Source organism: Brevundimonas sp. 'scallop', assembly GCF_011045535.1.
In the GTDB taxonomy this organism is placed as follows: domain Bacteria; phylum Pseudomonadota; class Alphaproteobacteria; order Caulobacterales; family Caulobacteraceae; genus Brevundimonas; species Brevundimonas vesicularis.
On the sequence record NZ_CP039382.1, the window covers coordinates 145,640 to 164,438 of the forward strand.

Here is an 18,799-nt window from a genome sequence, read left to right on the forward strand (position 1 = left end):
ACGCCGCCACAAAGGTTCAAGCCCTGGAAAATCCACCTGCCCGGCTGAGCGCAGACGGCGCCGGCCGGCCGATGGCCTCGCCGATCCAGCGCGCCGTCGCGATCAGGGCGTCCAGGTCATAGCCGGTCTCGAACCCGCCCCGCACCAGCATATAGACCAGATCCTCGGTGGCGATGTTTCCCGTGGCGCCCGGCGCGAACGGGCAGCCGCCGATCCCCCCGACCGAGGCGTCCAGGACGTCAATCCCGGCCTCGACGCCGGCATAGGCGTTGGCCAGGCCGGTGTTGCGGGTGTCGTGGAAGTGCAGGCGCAGGGTCGCATCCGGCGCCGCCGCCCTGGCCGCCTCGACCTTTTTCGTCACCGCCCAGGGATCGCCCGCGCCGATGGTGTCGGCCAGACCGATCTCGCCCACGCCCATCTCGGCGATGGCGCCGACCATGTCTGCGACCTGATCGACCGACACCTCGCCGTCGAACGGACAGCCCCAGACGCAGGAGATCATGGCCGACAGCGACGGCGCGCCCTCGCTGGCCTCGGCGTTGTGGCGGCGGGCGACGATCTCGCCCAGCATGGCCAGTTGATCCTTCACCGCCAGGCCCTGGTTCTTCAGGCCGAAGCCGTCGGTGGCGGCGACCGAGACATTGACCTCGTCCACCCCGGTCGCCAGCGCCCGGTCATAGCCCTTGCCGTTCAACACAAGGCCAATGCGGCTGCGCCCCGCCTCGTGCGGCAGGGCGGCCATGACCTCCTCGGCACCCGCCATCTGCGGCACATATTTAGGATGGACGAAGGAGACGGCCTCGATCCGTTTCGCCCCCGCCTGCTCCAGACGTCGCACCAGATCGGCGCGGACGGCGGGCTCAAGCACCGCCTTTTCGTTCTGCAGGCCATCGCGCGGCCCGACTTCGACGATCTGGATGAAGCGGCCCATCACTCGGCTCCCGCTGCGGCGTTCCCGTTCCCGTTCCCGTTACCATTCCCGTTTCTGGGCGGCGGCGCATAGACGGTCAGGCTGACCGGATCGCCTGCCGAATAGTTGTAGCCGTTGACCGTCCCGACCGCGCGACCGGACACGCCCAGACGCGCCGCAGCCGCACGGAAGGCGTCGGCGTCGCGTCCTTCGACGATGGCGGGCCGCCCCTCGGCCAGGGCCTCGGCCGCGCCTTGGGCGTCGGTCAGGTCGGTGTCGCGTCCGGTCAGGAAGACGAAGCTGGGTTCATGGAAGCCGGTGATCGCCACGGGCCCCGGCGTGCGCCCCTGACGCGGGTGCAGGTCCGCCGCCTCCAGCGCCTTTTCCAGCTGAGGCGCGATGGCCAGGGGCCGCAGTTGGCGGATGGTGCCCGACAGAGCCGCGTGCGCCACGATCCCGAAGGCCAGCGAGGCGACCAGCGCTGCGACCGGCGCGCGGTTCAGCAGCAGGAAGCCCCCCATCGCCCCTGCCGCCAGCGCCATGACCACCGTCAGCGCCGCCCAGGTCTGGGCCGTCGAGGTGCCATAGACCGTCAGCCCATAGACGGTGATGCCGATGATCAGCAGAGCCGCGAACGCGCCCAGCACCGCGCCGGTGATGCGCGAGACCTTGCCGATGGGTTGGGCCAGGGCCGCGGCCGCCAACAGGGCCAGCGCTCCGAAGGTCGGCAGGGTGTAGTGCCACAGCTTGGTCGGCGCCAGTTCGAACATCAGCCAGCCTGGGACCAGCCAGCAGACCAGGAACCGGATCGCCGGCTCGGCGCGCCGGCTCCAGCCCGTCGATACGGCGGCGGGCAAGAGCAGGGTCGAAGGGAAGAACAGCAGGGGCGCCAGCAGCAGATACATGCCGGGGAAGCCCGAATGGCTTTCATGCGCGCCCGCGATCTTGGGCGCCAGGTCCCCGCCGATGGCCTCGCGCCAGAAACCGCCGTCGGTGGCGATGGTGATGGCGATGGCCCACGGTCCGACCATCAGGGCGACCAGCGGCAGGCCCCACCCCCAACCGAGGCGATACAGCCATCTGATGTTCCGATCCCAGATGGACAGGGCGATGATCGCCAGGGCCACGACCAAGAACCCGATCGGTCCCTTGATCAGGATCGACAGACCGATCCCGATCCAGAACAGCAGCTTGTGCGGCCGGATCGGTCGTTCGCCCGCCTTCGTCGCCATATAGATGCGCGCCAACGCCGCCATGGCCAGGGTCGTCGCGCCGCACAGCATGGCGTCGGTCTTGGCGATCCCCGCCTCGGTCGACAGCAGGAAGGTCGCCCCCATGATGGCCCCGCCAAAGAAGCCGACCCGCCCGCCCAGCATGGCCGAGCCGGCCCAGGCCACGGCCCAGGCCGCCAGCATGGCGCCCAGCAGGGAGGGGATGCGATAGGGCGCGATTTCGCGGTCCTCGACATCCGAGGTCAGACCCACGGCGAGCGCCTGCATCCAGTAGATGCCGACCGGCTTCTTCCAACGCGGCTCGTCCTGATAGCGGATGTCGACATAGTCGCCGCTTTCCAGCATCTGGGACGTCGCCTGGGCGAACCGGCTCTCGTCGCGATCCAGCGGCGGCAGCAGCAGCAGGCCCGGCAGGCCGGCGATCAGCGTCAGCAGGGCCGCGAGAACCGGCCCGCGCCAGCCGGCGATGCGGCCATCCAGATCGAAAGTCTTCATTCCAGACTCCTTACACGGCGACCACGCCTGCGTCAGCCGTCTCCCCTAAGCTCTCGTTATCCTCTATGGAGCGCCGATGACCGTCGAAACGCCCGAAATCTCCGTCGTCGTTCCCGTCCATGACGAGGCGGGCGCCGCCGTGCCCCTGGCGCGCGAGATCGCCGCCGCCTTCGCCGGCCGTTCGTACGAGATGATCTTCGTGGACGATGCGTCCAGGGACGCGACCCTGGCCGAGTTGAAGGCGGCCATGGCCGAACTGCCAGCGCTCCGCGTGCTGGCCCACGGCGCTAACGCGGGCCAGAGCCGGGCGGTTCGAACCGGCGTCCTGGCTGCGCGCGCGCCGGTCGTGGTGACGATGGACGGCGACGGCCAGAACCCGCCGGCCGATGCGCCCCGCCTAGTCGATGCGCTTCTGTCCGCCCCCGGCGACGTGGGCCTGGTCGGCGGCCGTCGCGCCAAACGTCAGGACACCGAGGCCAAACGCCAGGCCTCCATCTGGGCCAACCGCATCCGCCGCAAACTGTTGGGCGACGACGCCGACGACACCGGCTGTGGACTGAAGGCCTTCCGCCGCGACGTCTTCCTGCGCCTGCCCTACTTCGATCACATCCACCGCTACCTGCCGGCGCTGATGATCCGCGAGGGGTTCAAGAACCAGTATCTCGACGTGGACCACCGCCACCGCGAGGTCGGCCGCTCGAAATACACCAACTGGGGCCGACTGCGGGCGTCGGTCTCGGACCTCTTGGGCGTCATGTGGCTGAAGACGCGGTCCCGCAAGCCAGGCGCGATTTCGGAGTTCTGAGACGGCCCACACCCTCCCTGCTTGGCAGAGAGGATAGGCAAACAAAAAGGGCGGGACCTTGCGGCCCCGCCCTTCTGCATTTCAGCGTCGGTCAGCTTGGACTTAGAAGTCCATGCCGCCCATGCCGCCCATGCCGCCCATGTCGGGGGCCGAGGCGCCGCCCGACTTCTTGGGCGCGTCGGCGACGGCGGCTTCCGTCGTGATCAGGATGCCGGCCACCGAAGCGGCGTCTTGCAGGGCCGTGCGGACGACCTTGGCCGGGTCGATGACGCCCATCTGCACCAGGTCGCCGTACTCTTCGGTCTGGGCGTTGAAGCCGAACGAAGCGTCGCCGTTTTCCAGCACCTTGCCGACCACGATCGAGCCTTCGACGCCGGAGTTTTCGGCGATCTGACGGATCGGAGCCTGCAGGGCGCGACGGATGATCGCGATGCCGGCGTTCTGGTCGGCGTTGTCGCCCTTGACGTCGGCCAGGATCTTGGAGGCCTTCAGCAGAGCAATGCCGCCGCCCGGAACGATGCCTTCGTCAGCCGCGGCGCGCGTGGCGTTCAGGGCGTCGTCGACGCGGTCCTTCTTTTCCTTCACTTCGACTTCGGTCGAACCGCCGACGCGGAGAACCGCGACGCCGCCGGCCAGCTTGGCCAGACGTTCCTGCAGTTTTTCCTTGTCGTAGTCGGAGGTGGTGTCTTCGATCTGGCGCTTGATCTGGGCCACGCGGGCTTCGATCTCGTCCTTGCCGCCGACGCCTTCGACGATGGTGGTGTCGTCCTTGGTGATGGTGACCTTTTTGGCCTTGCCGAGCATGTCGATGGTGACGCTCTCAAGCTTGATGCCCAGGTCTTCCGAGATGACCTGGCCGCCCGTCAGGATGGCGATGTCTTCCAGCATGGCCTTGCGGCGATCGCCGAAGCCCGGAGCCTTGACGGCGGCGACGCGCAGGCCGCCACGCAGCTTGTTGACGACCAGGGTCGCCAGGGCTTCGCCTTCGATGTCCTCGGCGATGATCAGCAGCGGACGGCCCGACTGCACCACGGCTTCCAGGATCGGCAGCATGGCTTGCAGCGAGGTCAGCTTCTTCTCGAACAGCAGGATGAGCGGCTCTTCGAGTTGGGCCTCCATCTTGTCGGCGTTGGTGATGAAGTAAGGCGACAGGTAGCCGCGGTCGAACTGCATGCCTTCGACGACGTCAACGGTGGTGTCGGCGGTCTTGGCTTCCTCGACGGTGATGACGCCTTCGTTGCCGACCTTGGCCATCGCCTGAGCGATCAGCTCACCGATTTCCGAGTCGCCGTTGGCCGAGATGGTGCCGACCTGGGCGATTTCCGAGTTGTTCGAAACGGGCTTGGAGTTCGACTTGATCTCTTCCAGCACCAGGCCGACGGCCTTGTCGATGCCGCGCTTCAGATCCATCGGGTTCATGCCGGCGGCGACGGCCTTCAGGCCCTCTTGCACGATGGCTTGAGCCAGAACGGTTGCGGTGGTGGTGCCGTCACCCGCCTTGTCGTTCGTTTTCGAAGCGACTTCGCGGATCATCTGGGCGCCCATGTTCTCGAAGGCGTCTTCCAGCTCGATCTCTTTGGCGACCGACACGCCGTCCTTGGTCGAGCGCGGAGCGCCGAACGACTTCTGGATCACGACGTTGCGGCCCTTAGGCCCCAGCGTCACCTTGACGGCGTTGGCGAGCACGTTGACGCCGCGCAGCATCTTGTCGCGCGCGTCGGTGTTGAAGTGTACGATTTTAGCGGCCATGCGGGCAGCTCCTATCTATATGGGTTGATTGAAGAACGTCGGACGTCGGGTGCTTAGGACAGCACGCCCAGGACGTCGGATTCCTTCATGATGATCAGGTCTTCGCCGTCGATCTTCACTTCCGTGCCGGACCATTTGCCGAACAGGATGCGGTCGCCGGCCTTCAGCTCCAGAGCATTGACCTTGCCGGTGTCGTCGCGGGCGCCAGGGCCGACGGAGACGACTTCGCCTTCCTGCGGCTTTTCCTTGGCGGTGTCGGGGATGATGATCCCACCCTTGGTCTTGGATTCTTCTTCAACGCGCTTGACCAGCACGCGGTCGCCGAGCGGACGGAACGCCATCGGACTTCTCCCTGTAAAACCCCCGGATCGGGGCGTTTTTGAAACGGTGTGCGGCGCTCTCGCGATCGCCGTTTTGGCAGCCGACCAGCGAGAGTGCTAACGCGAGCGGGAGTTAGGCAGATGGGGGGTCATCGTCAAGCGGCGGCGATGGATCGCCGCGCGAATTCTCTGTGACAAATGAACCGAAAATGAATGCCGGCCTCCGGGGTCGTTCAAACTGGGAGCGATAGAAAGGCCTCAACGCTGGATGCCTTCCCGCCCCGGAAACGCAGATCGGCAAGCAAACAAGGAGACCAAAATGTCCAAGCTGCTGAAGATCACTGCGGTCGCCGCCGCCCCCGTCGTGGCCCTGAGCCTGATGGCCGCTCCGGCTTCCGCCCAATCGCGCGATCGCGACAACACCGGTCGCAACGCACTGATCGGCGCTGCGGTGGGCGGTCTGGCCGGCGCCATCTATGGCAACGGCGATGGCAGCTACATCGCGGGCGGCGCCCTGGCCGGCGCGGCGCTGGGCGCAGTGGCCTCCAACCGCGGCTCGGGCTGCGAATACTACCGCGGCGGCCAGTGCTACCGTAACCAAGGCCATTGGGAGCGCGAGCACGGCATCGATCGCAGCCGCTCGGGCTACGACTACCGCTACGACGGCCGCCGTTACGACTCGCGCTATGACCGCCGCGACTATCGCAATGATCGCGACTACCGCTACGACCGCCGCTGGTAAGCGTTTGACAGTCTAGATGACTGGAAGGGCCCGTCCGGCAAGGACGGGCCCTTTTCGCGTCAGCCCATCACGCGGCGCATCAGGGCCGCCGTGGACGGATCCAGGTCCGCCGAGGGGCCGCCCGCGTCCACGTCCTTCAGGATCGCCTTGGCCAGGACCTTGCCCAGTTCGACGCCCCATTGGTCGAAACTGTTGATGTCCCAGATCACGCCCTCGACGAAGGTCTTGTGCTCATACAGGGCCAGCAGCGCCCCCAGGGTTTCGGGCGTCAGCCGCTCCATGACAATGGCGGTCGACGGACGGTTGCCGGTGAAGGTGCGGTGGGACGCCAGGCGCGTCGCCTCTTCCTCCGACAATCCTTGCGCCAACCCTTCGGCCTTGGCGGCCTCTGTCGTCTTGCCCAGCATCAGGGCCTGGCCCTGAGCCAGGGCGTTGGACCACAAAGGCGCTTCTGGGGGCGCCTCCGGCGCGTCACCATGAGTCTTGGCTACGATCACGAACTCGGCCGGGACGGTCTGCGGCCCCTGATGGATCTGTTGGAAGAAGGCGTGCTGACCGGTGGTGCCGGGCTCGCCGAAGACGACGGGGCAGGTCTGGCGCGTCACCGGCGTGCCGTCGCGATGCACCCGCTTGCCGTTCGACTCCATCTCCAGCTGCTGCAGGAAGGACGGCAGGCGACGCAGGGCGTGGGCGTAGGGCGCCACCGTACGCGCCGGCCGGTTCAGGCCATCGACGTTGAACACCTGGGCCAGGGCCAGCAGAACCGGGGCGTTCCGCTCCAGCGGGGCCGACACGAAATGGTCGTCCATCGCGGCGGCGCCCGCCAGCATCCCTTCGAACACGTCCCAGCCCAGGGCGATGCCGCACGACAGGCTGACCGCCGACCACAGGGAATAGCGCCCGCCGACCCAGTCCCGGAAAGCGAACGTCCGGCCGCAGCCAAAGGCCGCCGCCTTGTCCGGCGCCGCCGTCACCCCGATGAAGTGTTTGGTCATCCCCTCGGCCGGCAGCGACGCAGCCAGCCAAGCCTTGGCCGCCTCTGCATTGGCCAGGGTTTCCTGGGTGGTGAAGGTCTTGGACACGACCACGACCAGGGTGGTTTCGGGATCGAGGCCGGTCAACGCCTCGGCCATGTCGCGCGGGTCGATATTGGCGACGAAGCGCAGATCGATGGCCGGATCGAGTGGGCGCAGGGCGTCCCAGACCACGCGCGGCCCCAGGTCCGACCCGCCGATGCCGACATGGACGATCGCCTCGAACTTGCGCCCCGTCGCGCCCGCCTCGGCGCCCGACCGCACGGCGTCGGCATAGGCCTTCATGTCCGCCCGCACGGCGTCCACCTCAGCCGAGACCGGCTCACCCAGGGCCTTGAAGTCGGCGCCCGACGCGGCGCGCAGGGCCGGGTGCAGCACCGCCCGCCCTTCGGTCAGATTGACGGCCTCGCCGGCGAAAAGGGCCGCGCGACGTCCCTCCACGTCGCTGGCGCGCGCCAGATTCAGACAGGCGTCGAAGGCGGCCTTGGTCCAGCTCTGTTTCGACAAGTCCAGATAGAGCCCCGCAGCCTCGACCGACATCCGCGCCAGCCGGTCAGGATCGGCGGCGAACTGATCCACGATCCGCACGGAGGCGGCCTCGGCGGCGGCTTGGTCGAAGGCGGTCCAGGCGGCGTCGCGGGTCATCGTCGTCTCCATCGGGAATGACAGGGTAAACACTCGTTTACGGCTGGGGCGTATTCAGGTTCAACGTCCCAGCGGACGCTGAAACAGGAAGTCACCTCCATGTCCTGCGGCCTTGCTCTCACGATCGCCCTGGCGATGTCCAATCCCTCGGTGGCCCTGGCCGCCGAACAGCCGGCCGCCGCGCCCGGCGCGCCGATCTCGGTGGCGGGCGAGCCGCTGTTCGCTGACATCATCTCACGCTCGGCCAGCCTGAAGGCTGTCGTCGATGGCTGGGCCGCCGCCAAGGCCGCCGACGACGCCGCCTTCTTCACCAGCCAGGCCTTCACCGGCTTCAAAGCCCAGGCGGAACAGTTGGCCGCCTTGGACATGCAGGGTCACCTGATCCTGAAGGAACGCGGCACCGACGGCGACCTGAAATGCATCCTGCGCGGCATTTCCGAGGACATGCCCAAGAAGGTTCAGGCCGTTCAGGCCGCCGCCAACCCGGCCGAGCGCGCCACAGCCCTGTCGGAACTGTCCTATCTGCTGAACGACAACGTCGAAGTCATCACCGCCCCGCCCAAGCCGGAAGTCTGACGCCTTCTAGAGAGCGGCCAGCGCCTCCAGCACGCCCTTGCCGTAGCGATCCAGCTTCGACTGACCGACGCCGGAAATGGCGCCCAGACTGTTCAGGTCGCCCGGCTCGGCGTGGGCGATCTCCAGCAGCGTCCGGTCCTGGAAGATGACATAGGGCGGGACGTGCTGTTCCGAGGCGCGGTCGCGGCGCCAGGCGCGCAAGGCCTCGAACCGGGCGCGGACGTCCGCGTCCATCGTCTCCAGCGCCGCATTGCGCCCTTCGCCCGATCGGTCACGACGGCGCGGGGCCGTATCGGCCCTCAGAGGCGCGCGACGCACCTCGATCTGGCGCTCGCCGCGATAGACGGCGCGCACCGCTTCGGGATCGCCCAGCCCGACCAGCGGCTTGCCGTCGTTAGGATCCTCGGCCAGCAGACCTTCGAACAGCAAATGATCGACGATCTCGCGCCAGCTGGTCAGCGAAATCTCGCGCCCGATGCCCCAGGTGGACAGTTGCTGCTCCCACGGCTGCAAGTCCTTGGTGCGGGCGGTCAGATGATCGACGACGCGGTTGCGCCCGAACCGGCCGCCCAAGCGCTGCACCGCCGCCAACGCCTTCTGGGCCGGGACGGTCGCGTCATAGAGCTGGGGCGGGTCGCCGCAGATGTCGCAGACGCCGCAAGGCTGGGCGTCATGCTCGCCGAAATATCGCCGCACGGCCTGGGCGCGGCAGACGGCGCCGTCCAGCATGGCGAACAGCTGACGGGTCTTCCTGACCTGGACCTGTTTGACCTCCTCGGCCATCGGGCGGCTGTCCAGCCGACGCAAGGACCAGGCGATGTCGGACGGGCCATACAGGGTGATGCCCTCGGCCGGTTCGCCGTCGCGACCGCCGCGCCCGATCTCCTGCCAATAGGCCTCCAGCGAACCGGGCGGATCGGCGTGGATGACGAAGCGGACATCGGCCTTGTCGACGCCCATGCCGAAGGCGATGGTCGCGACCATGACGGCGCCCTCCTCGGCCAGGAAGCGTTCCAGCCGGCGGTCGCGCTCCTTCGTATCCATGCCGGCGTGATAGGCGATGGCGTTGGTCCCGGCGTCGCGCAGCGCCTGGGCCACGCGGTCGCAGCCGTCGCGGCTGCCGCAATAGACCACGCCCGACTTGCCCCGCCGTTCGCGCACCAGTTCAATGACCCGCGCGTCGGTCTTGGCCCGAGACGCGCTCTCCTTGCGCTCGGCCGACAGTTGCAGGTTCGGACGCGCGAAACTATCGACGAAGACCGTCGCCTCTTCCAGTCGAAGCGAGCGCAGAATGTCGTAGCGCGTGCGGGCGTCGGCGGTCGCCGTCACCGCGATGCGGGGCACGTCGGGGAACCGCTCGGCCAGCAGACCCAGGTTGCGATAGTCGGGGCGGAAGTCGTGACCCCACTGGGACACACAGTGGGCCTCGTCGATGGCGATCAGGCTCAGCGGCAGTTCCGCCAGCCGGTCCATCATGGCCCCCGCCGCCAGGCCTTCCGGCGAGACATAGAGCAGGTCCAGCTCCCCCGACCGCGCCGCCGCCCAGATGGCCGAGCGCTCGTCCAGCGACACCCCGGAATCCAGCCGCGCCGCCGCGACGCCCTGCTGCTTCAACGCCTCCACCTGATCGGTCATCAGGGCGATCAGCGGCGACACCACCAACCCCAGTCCGGGGCGCAGGATGGCCGGGATCTGATAGCAGACGCTCTTGCCGCCGCCGGTCGGCAGGACCGCCAGCACATCGCCGCCCGACAGGATCTGCTCGACCACCTGCCCCTGCAGCCCCCGGAAGTCGGAGTGCCCCCAGACGCGCGCCAACAACGCCCGCGCGTCGTTCAGGTCAGTCGTATCGGTCGAGGAAAACTGGGGGCGCGTGGCCGGCATCCTTAAGCTGTGCACTCTTTGTTCCCAAACAGAAGACGCCGCCGGCCGCGAAGGCGACCGGCGGCGGCGTCATAGGGGGAGGGTTTAGTGGGCGGGCGCTTCGGCGAACTGGCCGCCGACGCGGTAGCGCCACAGATAGGACGGGGCGATAGCCGCCATGCCGGCCGGATGGTCGATGCCCAGATCGCTGAGGCCAAGCGCATCGGCGGCGACCACATTGTCCTTCTCCAGCATCAGCACCTGATCGCGCGTCAGCGGCGGGGTCAGGCCGACGAACCGGCTCAGTTGCAGCAGCGAACCCAGGGGCTTGGCGACGATGAAGGGCACCGAAACCAGCATCCGGTCGCGGCCCGTCTCACGACGCACCAGCTCCAGCACCTCGCGGAAGGTATAGAGGCTCGGCCCGCCCAGTTCATAGGTGCGGCCGGCGGCGTCCGCGCGGGTCACGCCGCGCGCGATAGCCTCGGCGACATCGCCGACATAGACCGGCTGGAACCGGGTTTCGCCGCCGCCGATCAGCGGCAGGGCCGGCGCCATCGTCGCCATGGCGGCGAAGCGATTGAGGAAGCTGTCGCCCGCGCCGAACACCAGCGACGGACGCAGGATCACCGCGTCCGGATAGACGTCGCGAACGCCCGCCTCGGCCTGGGCCTTGGTGCGACCATAGGCCGAGGGGCTGGCGGCGTCGGCGCCGATGGCCGAGATCTGGACCAGGCGCTCAACGCCCGCCGCCTTGGCGGCCTCTGCGATGGTCTTGGCCGCCTCGGTATGGACGGAGTCGAAGCCGCGCTTGCCGCCTGCGTCATGCAGGACGCCGACCAGATTGACGACGGCGTCCGCGCCGCGCACGGCCTGCGCCACATCCGCCGGGTTGGTGATGTCGCAGCGCATGAACTGGATCTGCCCGGGATCGCCCAGCGGCTGGATTTCGATCGCCAGGACTGGGTTGCGCACGGCGACCCGAATGCGCCAGCCGCGACGCGCCAGGGCGCGCACCGCCTGCGACCCGATAAAGCCCGAACCTCCGAAGAGGGTCACGACGCCGGGGGCGAGGTCAGCCATGGGGAAAGCTCCAGTCGAAATCCGTTTCGGCGGGATAGACGATAGGGCGCCGCACCGCAACGCGAGCCTTCACGGTCACGCTGGCGTTCGACGCGCGGCCGCCCATCTGAGGCGGATGAAGCTTTTCACCATTGGCTACGAGGGCGCGACCCAGGCCGACGTCATCGCGCGGCTGAAGACGGCCGGCGTGCAAACCCTGGTCGATGTCCGCGCGGTCGCCGCGTCCCGCCGCGCCGGCTTTTCCAAGACGATCCTGGGCGAGAGCCTGAAGGCCGAAAAGATCGACTATGTCCACCTGCGCGGGCTGGGCACGCCCAAGGCGGGACGTGACGCGGCGCGCAAGGGCCGTGTCGAAGAGATGCGCGCCATCTTCGCCGATCACCTGGCCGAGCCCCAGGCGCAGATCGAGTACGAGCGATTGAAGGCGCTGGCGGCCGACAAACCCGTCGCCCTGCTGTGCTTCGAGGCCGATCACGCCGGCTGCCACCGCGCCGTCCTGGCGGAACGGCTGTCGGCGGAAACCGGCGTGGCGGTCATTGACCTCTAGGCTTATGGCCTTCCGACCAATTGATCGACCGAACCGCTGGTGACCGGGTGATAGAGCGGCCGGGCCTCGGCGTAGATGCGCCGCGCATTGCCCCGGCCCCATTCGCCCTCGTTCCACAGGGTCTGGAACAGCGGCAGGACGAACTTGCGACGGCCCTGGCTGGTCAGGAACTTCTCGGCCGTGGCGACCGACGGCTGATACCGATGGGCCAGGGCGATCTGCAGCCAGGCGAAGGTCAGTTCGGCGTTGCCTTCGTTCGCCAGGTTCAGCGTCCGCTCCAGATCGGCCAGTTGCGCATTCGTCAGCCAGTCGGCGCCTGTCCGCAGACCCTCGGGACGCCAGCCCAGGAAACGCTGGCGCTGCTGGGTGTTCCAGTCCGCCCACGGAATGGCCGATGCCGGTCCCTTGTCCTTGAAGAAGGCGACGGCGGCCGCATCCACCGGCTCGAAGGCATGGGACACCGGCGCCACGGCGTTGGACGGCAGGCCGGGCTGATAGACCCAGGCGTCCATCTGCAGCTGACTTTCCAGCGCCGCGTCGCCCTTGATCAGGTTGTCGCGGATGTCTTGCAGGAACATGGCCGTGGTCATGGGACGATAGGCGTTGCGGTCGAAATAGCCGCGCAGCCAGGCGTCGAACCGATCCCGCCCGACGGTGCGTTCGATGGTCCGCAGGAACAGGGCGCCCTTCTCATAGGCGATGTCGTTCATGCCGTCGTCGGGGTCGCGGCCCTTCAGGTCCAGATGCAGGCGGGTGTCCGCCGCCGGCAGGGACTTCAGCGTGTCCTGAAGGCTGTCCCAGCCCAGCACCTGCTCCTGCATGGCGCGGTCATGGCCATAGACCGACTCCATGATCCGGTTCTCGAAATAGACGGTGAAGCCCTCGTTCAGCCAGAAGTCGTTCCAGGTCGCATTGGTGACCAGATTGCCCGACCAGGAGTGCGCCAGCTCATGCGCGACCAGCGACACCAGCGAGCGATCGCCGGCGATGATGGTCGGGGTGGCGAAGGTCAGTTTCGGGTTCTCCATCCCGCCGAACGGGAAGGAGGGCGGCAGGACCAAGAGGTCGTAGCGGCCCCAGCGATACGGGCCGTACAGCTTCTCGGCCGCCGTCACCATCTGGGCGGTCGGTTCCAGCTCCCACTGGGCGGCGCGCAGGCGGCTGGGCTCGGTCCAGACTCCGGTGCGGCCGTCGAACGGCGCAAAGGCGATGTCGCCGACGCCCAGCGCGATCAGATAGGGCGGGATCGGATTGTCCATCCGGAAGCGCCAGGTCTTCATCCCGTTTGCGGCCCGCTCGCCGTTCGGCGTCAGATGGTCGGCGCTCATGACCACCGTCAGGTCTTCGGGCGCGGTGATGCGGGCCGAATAGGTCTGGCGGATGCCGGGGCTGTCCTGGGTCGGCACCCAGGTGCGGGTCAGGATCGCCTGGCCCTGGCTGAACAGATAGGGCTTCTGTCCGCCCGCCGTCTGGCTGGGGTTCAGCCATTGCAGCGCCGCCGCGTTCGGGCGGGTGGAATAGCGGATGGTGATCTTGCGCCGCTCATTGGCGGCGAAGGCCGGGAAATAGACCGTCAGCGGTTGGCCGAGGATCGGGTCGTTGTCGCCCACGACATAGCGCAGCGGCTGGCCCGCCGCGTCGCGCACGTCCTGAATGTCCAGATCGCGGATATCCAGCACGATCTCGTTGGCGCCCGGGATCGCCAGGATGTCCAGGGTCGCCGTGCCCGCCAGGGTCTTGGCGTTGAAGTCGGCGGTCAGGTCCAGAGCCACATCGACGACGCGGGCGATCTCGGGCCGGGCATGGGTGTGGACGTCCACCGCTTCGGGGCCGGGCGCCGGCGCGATGGCGGGCGGGGTCATGGCCGACCCTCCCGTCGTGGTGGAGCAGGCGCTCAGACCCATGGCGGCGGCCAGGGCGAGGGCGGAGACGAGACCGAGCGCTTTGCGCGTCATCGAGGTTTTCCTGGGCTGATCTTGACGATTGGCCCGGAGAACGCGCGGAAACGCGAAAAAGATCAAGCCTTGGCGGCGACCGGCGCGTGATGGGCCCGGAACAGCCGTCCCCGCTCGGCGAACAGCACCCAGCCCAGGGCGACCAAGCCAAAGACAGTGAAGCCGACCGACATCGGAATGGTCGTGCCGTTGAACTGTTGGCCCACCGCAAAGCCCAGCAGCGAGCCGACGATGGTGGAGACGAACCCCTGGATCGAGGCCGCCGTGCCGGCGATCTTGCCCATCGTCTCCATCGCCATCGATCCGAAATTGCCCGCGATCAGGCCGAAACAGAACATGGTCAGGGTCTGCAGCACCGCAAAGGTCCAGATCGATTCATGACCGCTGATCGCCACCACCGCATGGATGGCGGCGATGCTGGTGAAGCCGATCAGGGCGGTGTGCGAAATCTTGCGCGAACCCAGCCTCACCACCAGCCGCGCATTAACGATCGAGGCCACGGCGATGCCGCCCGCGATCAGCGCGAACACCGCCGGAAACGCCGCCTCGGCGTGAAAGACGTCGGCGAAGATCTGCTGCGACGAGTTGATGAAGCCGAACAGGGCCCCGGTGATCGCCGTCATGGCCAGGGTGTAGCCGACGGCGGTGCGGTCGGTCAGGGCGATCTTGTAGGCCGCCGTCAGACGCTTAACCTGAATGGGCAGCCGATCCTCGGGCTTCAGCGTCTCGGGCAGGCGCAAGCTGGCCCAGACGATCAGGCCGACCCCGATCAGGCCCAGCCCGGCGAAAATCCAGCGCCACGGTCCGACCAGCATGATCAGTTGTCCCAGCGACGGCGCCAGGATTGGCACGCCCAGGAAGACCAGGAAGCTGAACGACATGACCCGCGCCATGGTGCGTCCCTCATACCGGTCGCGCACGATGGAGACGGCCAGCACGCGGGTGCAGGCGCTGCCCAGACCTTGGCCAACGCGCGCCATGATCAGCGTCTCGAAGGTCGGCGCCAGGGTCGCCAGCAGACTGAACATCACATAGACGCCGACGCCGAACAGCAGGACGGGCTTTCGGCCAAACCGATCCGCCAACGGACCATAGAACAGCTGCGCCCCGCCGAAGCCCAGCAGATAGGCCGTCACCACCCATTGTCGGTCGTTGTCGGTCGCCACGTTCAGGTCGGCGCCGATGTGCGGCAGGGCCGGCAACATGGAATCGATCGCCAGCGCATTCAGCGCCATCATCAGGGCGATGAGGCAGACGAACTCGACGAAGCCGAGCTCCTTCTTGGCGGGCGCTGACGCAAGGGAAGAAGACATCCGGGCCAGATGCGCCGTCACGCCCCGATCCGCAACCGTACGCCCGTCATAAATTGCTGCAATGCAGCGAAATCGGGTTTGAACGGCCGGCGCCTCGCCAAAGCCGCGAAGCTTCGCTAGAGGAAGTCATGACAGAACAGATGACAGCACAGGCGGCGCTGGACCGCCTCGAAACCCTCTACACCCAATCCGTGACCAACCTGCGCGACGCCGTGCGGGATTTCGTCAACACCGGCGCGCGGCCCGATCCGGTCAAACGCGCCGAAGGGGTGTTCGCCTATCCCGAACTTCGCATCCGCTGGGACGGGGATCGCCCCCAGGACCTGGAGCCGCGCGCCTACGCCCGGCTGTCGAGACAGGGCAGCTATTCGACCACGGTCACGCGACCGGACCTTTTCCGCCCCTATCTGACCGAACAGCTCGGCCTGCTGGAGCAGGAATACGCCGCGACCTTCGAGGTCGGGCTGTCGCGCCAGGAAATCCCCTTCCCCTATGTGACGGACGGGCTGGAGGTCGCGCTGGACCGATCGATGACGGCCGCCCTGGCGCGCTGGTTCCCGACCACGGACCTCGCCCATATCGGCGACGAAATCGCCGATGGTCTGTTCGAAATGGGCGGCGACTTCCCCCTGTCGCACTTCGACGGCCTGCGGACAGACTTCTCGCTGGCGCGGCTGAAACACTACACCGGCACGCCGGTGGACGACGTTCAGTCCTATGTCCTGTTCACCAACTACAATCGTTACGTCGATGAGTTCGTGCGTTGGGCCATCGAGCAGCTTCGGACGCCCGGCTCGCCGTATCAGACCCTGTCCTGCGCCGGCGGCGTGGTGATCACGCGCGATACGCCCAACCCCGAGGCGGCGATCAGCGACACGGCCTGGAAGAAGCACCAGATGCCGGCCTATCACCTGACCGCGCCGGGCCATAAGGGCGTGACCCTGGTCAACATCGGCGTCGGCCCGTCCAACGCCAAGACGATCACCGACCACCTGGCCGTCACCCGTCCGCACGTCTGGCTGATGATCGGTCACTGCGGCGGCCTGCGCGCCAGCCAGACCATCGGCGACTATGTGCTGGCCCACGCCTATCTGCGCGACGATCACGTGCTGGACGCGGTGCTGCCGCCCGACATCCCCATCCCCTCCATCGCCGAGGTCCAGCGCGCGCTCTATGACGCCACCAAGTCGGTCAGCGGCATGCCGGGCGACGAGGTCAAGCTGCGGCTTCGCACCGGCACTGTCGTCACCACCGACGACCGGAACTGGGAGCTGCGCTATTCCAAGTCGGCCCTGCGCTTCAACCAGAGCCGCGCCGTCGCCATCGACATGGAAAGCGCCACCATCGCGGCCCAGGGCTATCGCTTCCGCGTGCCCTACGGGACGCTGCTTTGCGTGTCGGACAAGCCGCTGCACGGCGAGATCAAACTGCCGGGTCAGGCCAACCGCTTCTACGAAGGCTCGATCTCCGAACACCTGCAGATCGGCATCCAGGCGGTCGACCTGATGCGCAGCGAAGGCTCCAAGCTGCACTCACGCAAACTGCGCGCCTTCGACGAGCCGCCGTTCCGTTGATCCCAGCCGTCTCCTCCCCACAGCGTGGGGAGGGGGACCGCGCGAAGCGGGGTGGAGGGCTCTTGAAGTCGCACCGGCGCTGCGATGCAGCAAGAAACCCCTCCGTCTCTCCGCTACGCTTCGAGCCACCTCCCCGCTTCGCAGGGAGGGGACGGATCTGAGGTCTTCAGACCGCCGCCTTCTCCAGCGCGCCGGGCTCGACCGGGCTGGGCGCGGTGGTCGCCTTACGGGTATCCTGACGGCGCGGCAGTCGCCACACCTGGTGTGAGCGATAGCTGGTTCCATCCCAGGCCAGGGCCGTCACGGTGATGGTCTTGGCGTCCCAGTCGATCTGATTGAAGCCGGGCGGCGCGCCGCGCTCACGGTGCGACAGGGTTCCGCAGCCGACGGCGTAGGAGCAACGATCCGCCAGCGGGATCGGCATGGCGAATGGCACATGGACGTGGCCGGTCATGATCAGATCGACCCCCGCCTCGGCGAAGATCAGGGCCGCCTCGTCGCCGCGCTTGACGTCGCCGGTCATCGGCGTGCCGACCATCTCGATCAGCGGATGGTGACAGGCCAGAATCCGCAGCGCGCCGATCGGCGCCTGACGCAGGGCCTCGGCCGCACGCCGCGTCTGGTCCAGATCGATGACGCCCTTCGACCAGTTGGGGCGCGCCTGCCAGCCGCGCGCGGTGACGACGCCGCGCACCATGACCGCATCGCTGCAGAACTGGCCGTCGTGGGCCGGAAAGCCGGTCGCCGTCTCGAACGCCCGCCAGGGATGGAAGACCCGCGCGATAGCGTCCCAATAGGGCACGTCATGATTGCCGACGATGACGAAGCGCGGCTCGGGCATGGCCCGCATCCATTCGCCGGCGGCCTTGAACTCGTCGGGAAACCCCTTCTGGGTGATGTCGCCGGTGATCAGAACCAGATCGTTCGGCGTGGCGTGGGCGTAGTCCAGAGCGGCGGCGCAGGCGCGTTTGTGCTCGCAGCCGAAATGGACGTCGGAGAACTGAAGAACGCGGCCCACTAGATGCTGTCCTCGGCCGAAGGCGGCTTGGGCGCCAGCGCCTTGAAGGCCTTGGGCACGAAGCGGATCACGGCCTCGGGCTTGAGCAGCAGCGGCTCGCCGTCGATCACGGCCGGAATTTTCGAGCGGGCGCGCACCTCGATCCGTTTCGCCGGGCGGGTCGAGACGGCCGGATCCTGGCGCCAATCGCTGAACAAGGCTGTCGCAGCCAGGCGGAAGGCCTGGGTTGTGTCGCTGGGGTCCATGGCCGCGGCCTCCAGTCCGATGGGATCCTCCATCGCCTTGGAGATCATCGGGCTGATCAGCACCAGAGCCTCGGTCCGGCGTTTCTCGCCGCCATCCAGGGTGAAGCGCAGACGGCCGGAGAAGGCGCGTTTCAGGGCGCGACGGCCATATTGCCAGGCCAGCTTGATCTTGCCGGTCCGCATCGCCTCGCGCGCCGGGGCCCAAAGCGCCGGCGATCCCAGAATGGCGGCGCAATAGAAGTATTCGCCCTGAACCTCGCCGCCCGAAACGGCCTGAGGTTCGCCCTCCTCCAGCGCCCGCTTCAGCGCCAGTTTCCAGTCGGCGGTGCCGTACAGCGCCTTGGGCAACATGTTCATCGTGCCGCCCGGCAGGGGGGCGATCATCGGACCGTCCGGCTTGGCCTTGGACGCCACCGAGCGCGCCGTGCCGTCGCCGGCCAGAACGAAGATCACGTCCGGCTTGGCGGCGAAGGCGTCGGCGATGATCTGGTCGAAGTTGCCTCCTTCAAACGACACGACCTCGGCCTTGAGGTCATACTGCCCCAACAGGGCTTCGGCCTCGCCGGCGGCGCGGGGCCCCACGCTTCCAGACAGCGGATTGACCAGCATCACGGCGTGCCGGATCTGGGCATGGGGCGTCAACGCAGTTTTGTCGTCTGCATCGGAGGGGGGGTGGGCGACATCGGTCATGGC

16 protein-coding genes are annotated in these 18,799 nt (G+C 67.6%); 5 read left to right on the forward strand and 11 right to left on the reverse strand.

The features are described from left to right. Positions 1-16 precede the first annotated feature (16 nt). Both E4341_RS00730 and E4341_RS00735 read right to left on the reverse strand, forming a co-directional pair. The gene (locus E4341_RS00730) at positions 17-931 is read right to left on the reverse strand and encodes a hydroxymethylglutaryl-CoA lyase (protein ID WP_165114272.1); all 915 of its coding nucleotides are present in this window, start codon (positions 929-931) and stop codon (positions 17-19) included. Beyond that, a complete protein-coding gene (locus E4341_RS00735) occupies positions 931-2,637 on the reverse strand; it encodes a glycosyltransferase family 39 protein (protein WP_165114276.1) in 1,707 nt (568 codons plus the stop codon). Before E4341_RS00735 ends, E4341_RS00730 begins: the two co-directional genes overlap by 1 nt. Positions 2,638-2,713: 76 nt before the next feature. Here E4341_RS00735 and E4341_RS00740 point away from each other — a divergent pair, with 76 nt between their 5' ends. Continuing rightward, on the forward strand, positions 2,714-3,442 hold the full coding sequence (locus tag E4341_RS00740; RefSeq protein ID WP_055808825.1) for a glycosyltransferase family 2 protein: 729 nt from the start codon (positions 2,714-2,716) through the stop codon (positions 3,440-3,442). A 102-nt stretch (positions 3,443-3,544) separates the two neighbouring features. Here the strand turns inward: E4341_RS00740 and groL are convergent, their stop codons facing one another. Beyond that, a complete protein-coding gene (gene groL, locus E4341_RS00745) occupies positions 3,545-5,191 on the reverse strand; it encodes a chaperonin GroEL (protein WP_055754584.1) in 1,647 nt (548 codons plus the stop codon). A gap of 53 nt (positions 5,192-5,244) precedes the next feature. Next, positions 5,245-5,532, reverse strand: a complete 288-nt coding sequence (groES, locus tag E4341_RS00750) for a co-chaperone GroES (RefSeq protein ID WP_055808823.1) — start codon at positions 5,530-5,532, stop codon at positions 5,245-5,247. A 298-nt stretch (positions 5,533-5,830) separates the two neighbouring features. On the opposite strand from groES, the gene E4341_RS00755 reads away from it, so the two are divergent. Then, entirely contained in the window at positions 5,831-6,253 is a 423-nt protein-coding gene (locus E4341_RS00755) for a hypothetical protein (protein ID WP_165114280.1), read from the forward strand. Positions 6,254-6,312: 59 nt separating this feature from the next. Here the strand turns inward: E4341_RS00755 and pgi are convergent, their stop codons facing one another. Then, positions 6,313-7,932 (reverse strand): glucose-6-phosphate isomerase, encoded by a 1,620-nt coding sequence (gene pgi / locus E4341_RS00760; protein WP_165114283.1) that lies wholly within the window; start codon positions 7,930-7,932, stop codon positions 6,313-6,315. Positions 7,933-8,031: 99 nt separating this feature from the next. Between pgi and E4341_RS00765 the strand changes: the two genes are divergently transcribed. Continuing rightward, positions 8,032-8,508 (forward strand): hypothetical protein, encoded by a 477-nt coding sequence (locus E4341_RS00765; protein ID WP_055808821.1) that lies wholly within the window; start codon positions 8,032-8,034, stop codon positions 8,506-8,508. A 6-nt stretch (positions 8,509-8,514) separates the two neighbouring features. Here the strand turns inward: E4341_RS00765 and recQ are convergent, their stop codons facing one another. Both recQ and E4341_RS00775 read right to left on the reverse strand, forming a co-directional pair. After that, positions 8,515-10,392 carry a DNA helicase RecQ gene (gene recQ, locus E4341_RS00770; protein ID WP_165114286.1) on the reverse strand — a complete coding sequence of 626 codons (1,878 nt, stop codon included), beginning with the start codon at positions 10,390-10,392 and terminating at the stop codon, positions 8,515-8,517. 84 nt (positions 10,393-10,476) lie between these two features. Then, positions 10,477-11,454 (reverse strand): complex I NDUFA9 subunit family protein, encoded by a 978-nt coding sequence (locus E4341_RS00775; protein WP_165114289.1) that lies wholly within the window; start codon positions 11,452-11,454, stop codon positions 10,477-10,479. Positions 11,455-11,569: 115 nt separating this feature from the next. On the opposite strand from E4341_RS00775, the gene E4341_RS00780 reads away from it, so the two are divergent. Next, entirely contained in the window at positions 11,570-12,001 is a 432-nt protein-coding gene (locus tag E4341_RS00780) for a DUF488 family protein (protein WP_165114293.1), read from the forward strand. Positions 12,002-12,003: 2 nt separating this feature from the next. Here the strand turns inward: E4341_RS00780 and E4341_RS00785 are convergent, their stop codons facing one another. Both E4341_RS00785 and E4341_RS00790 read right to left on the reverse strand, forming a co-directional pair. Beyond that, complete coding sequence (locus E4341_RS00785) at positions 12,004-13,956, reverse strand: M1 family metallopeptidase (protein WP_165114297.1); 1,953 nt, start codon at positions 13,954-13,956, stop codon at positions 12,004-12,006. 62 nt (positions 13,957-14,018) lie between these two features. After that, positions 14,019-15,269, reverse strand: coding sequence for a multidrug effflux MFS transporter (locus E4341_RS00790; protein ID WP_165114300.1), 1,251 nt, complete (start codon positions 15,267-15,269; stop codon positions 14,019-14,021). A 128-nt stretch (positions 15,270-15,397) separates the two neighbouring features. On the opposite strand from E4341_RS00790, the gene E4341_RS00795 reads away from it, so the two are divergent. Further along, a complete protein-coding gene (locus tag E4341_RS00795) occupies positions 15,398-16,843 on the forward strand; it encodes an AMP nucleosidase (RefSeq protein WP_165114305.1) in 1,446 nt (481 codons plus the stop codon). Positions 16,844-17,009: 166 nt separating this feature from the next. On the opposite strand, the gene E4341_RS00800 is transcribed toward E4341_RS00795, so the two are convergent. Together E4341_RS00800 and E4341_RS00805 are read right to left on the reverse strand one after the other, a co-directional pair. Next, complete coding sequence (locus tag E4341_RS00800) at positions 17,010-17,861, reverse strand: metallophosphoesterase (RefSeq protein ID WP_165114308.1); 852 nt, start codon at positions 17,859-17,861, stop codon at positions 17,010-17,012. Continuing rightward, positions 17,861-18,796, reverse strand: a complete 936-nt coding sequence (locus E4341_RS00805) for a diacylglycerol kinase family protein (protein ID WP_153923523.1) — start codon at positions 18,794-18,796, stop codon at positions 17,861-17,863. The genes E4341_RS00800 and E4341_RS00805 overlap by 1 nt, the downstream gene beginning before the upstream one ends. Positions 18,797-18,799 lie beyond the last annotated feature (3 nt).

Coding starts and splice junctions, on each gene's coding strand:
- E4341_RS00730 (WP_165114272.1), bottom strand. CDS start 931: ATGGGCCGCTTCATCCAGATCGTCGAAGTCGGGCCGCGCGATGGCCTG.
- E4341_RS00735 (WP_165114276.1), bottom strand. CDS start 2,637: ATGAAGACTTTCGATCTGGATGGCCGCATCGCCGGCTGGCGCGGGCCG.
- E4341_RS00740 (WP_055808825.1), top strand. CDS start 2,714: ATGACCGTCGAAACGCCCGAAATCTCCGTCGTCGTTCCCGTCCATGAC.
- groL (WP_055754584.1), bottom strand. CDS start 5,191: ATGGCCGCTAAAATCGTACACTTCAACACCGACGCGCGCGACAAGATG.
- groES (WP_055808823.1), bottom strand. CDS start 5,532: ATGGCGTTCCGTCCGCTCGGCGACCGCGTGCTGGTCAAGCGCGTTGAA.
- E4341_RS00755 (WP_165114280.1), top strand. CDS start 5,831: ATGTCCAAGCTGCTGAAGATCACTGCGGTCGCCGCCGCCCCCGTCGTG.
- pgi (WP_165114283.1), bottom strand. CDS start 7,932: ATGACCCGCGACGCCGCCTGGACCGCCTTCGACCAAGCCGCCGCCGAG.
- E4341_RS00765 (WP_055808821.1), top strand. CDS start 8,032: ATGTCCTGCGGCCTTGCTCTCACGATCGCCCTGGCGATGTCCAATCCC.
- recQ (WP_165114286.1), bottom strand. CDS start 10,392: ATGCCGGCCACGCGCCCCCAGTTTTCCTCGACCGATACGACTGACCTG.
- E4341_RS00775 (WP_165114289.1), bottom strand. CDS start 11,454: ATGGCTGACCTCGCCCCCGGCGTCGTGACCCTCTTCGGAGGTTCGGGC.
- E4341_RS00780 (WP_165114293.1), top strand. CDS start 11,570: ATGAAGCTTTTCACCATTGGCTACGAGGGCGCGACCCAGGCCGACGTC.
- E4341_RS00785 (WP_165114297.1), bottom strand. CDS start 13,956: ATGACGCGCAAAGCGCTCGGTCTCGTCTCCGCCCTCGCCCTGGCCGCC.
- E4341_RS00790 (WP_165114300.1), bottom strand. CDS start 15,269: ATGTCTTCTTCCCTTGCGTCAGCGCCCGCCAAGAAGGAGCTCGGCTTC.
- E4341_RS00795 (WP_165114305.1), top strand. CDS start 15,398: ATGACAGAACAGATGACAGCACAGGCGGCGCTGGACCGCCTCGAAACC.
- E4341_RS00805 (WP_153923523.1), bottom strand. CDS start 18,796: ATGACCGATGTCGCCCACCCCCCCTCCGATGCAGACGACAAAACTGCG.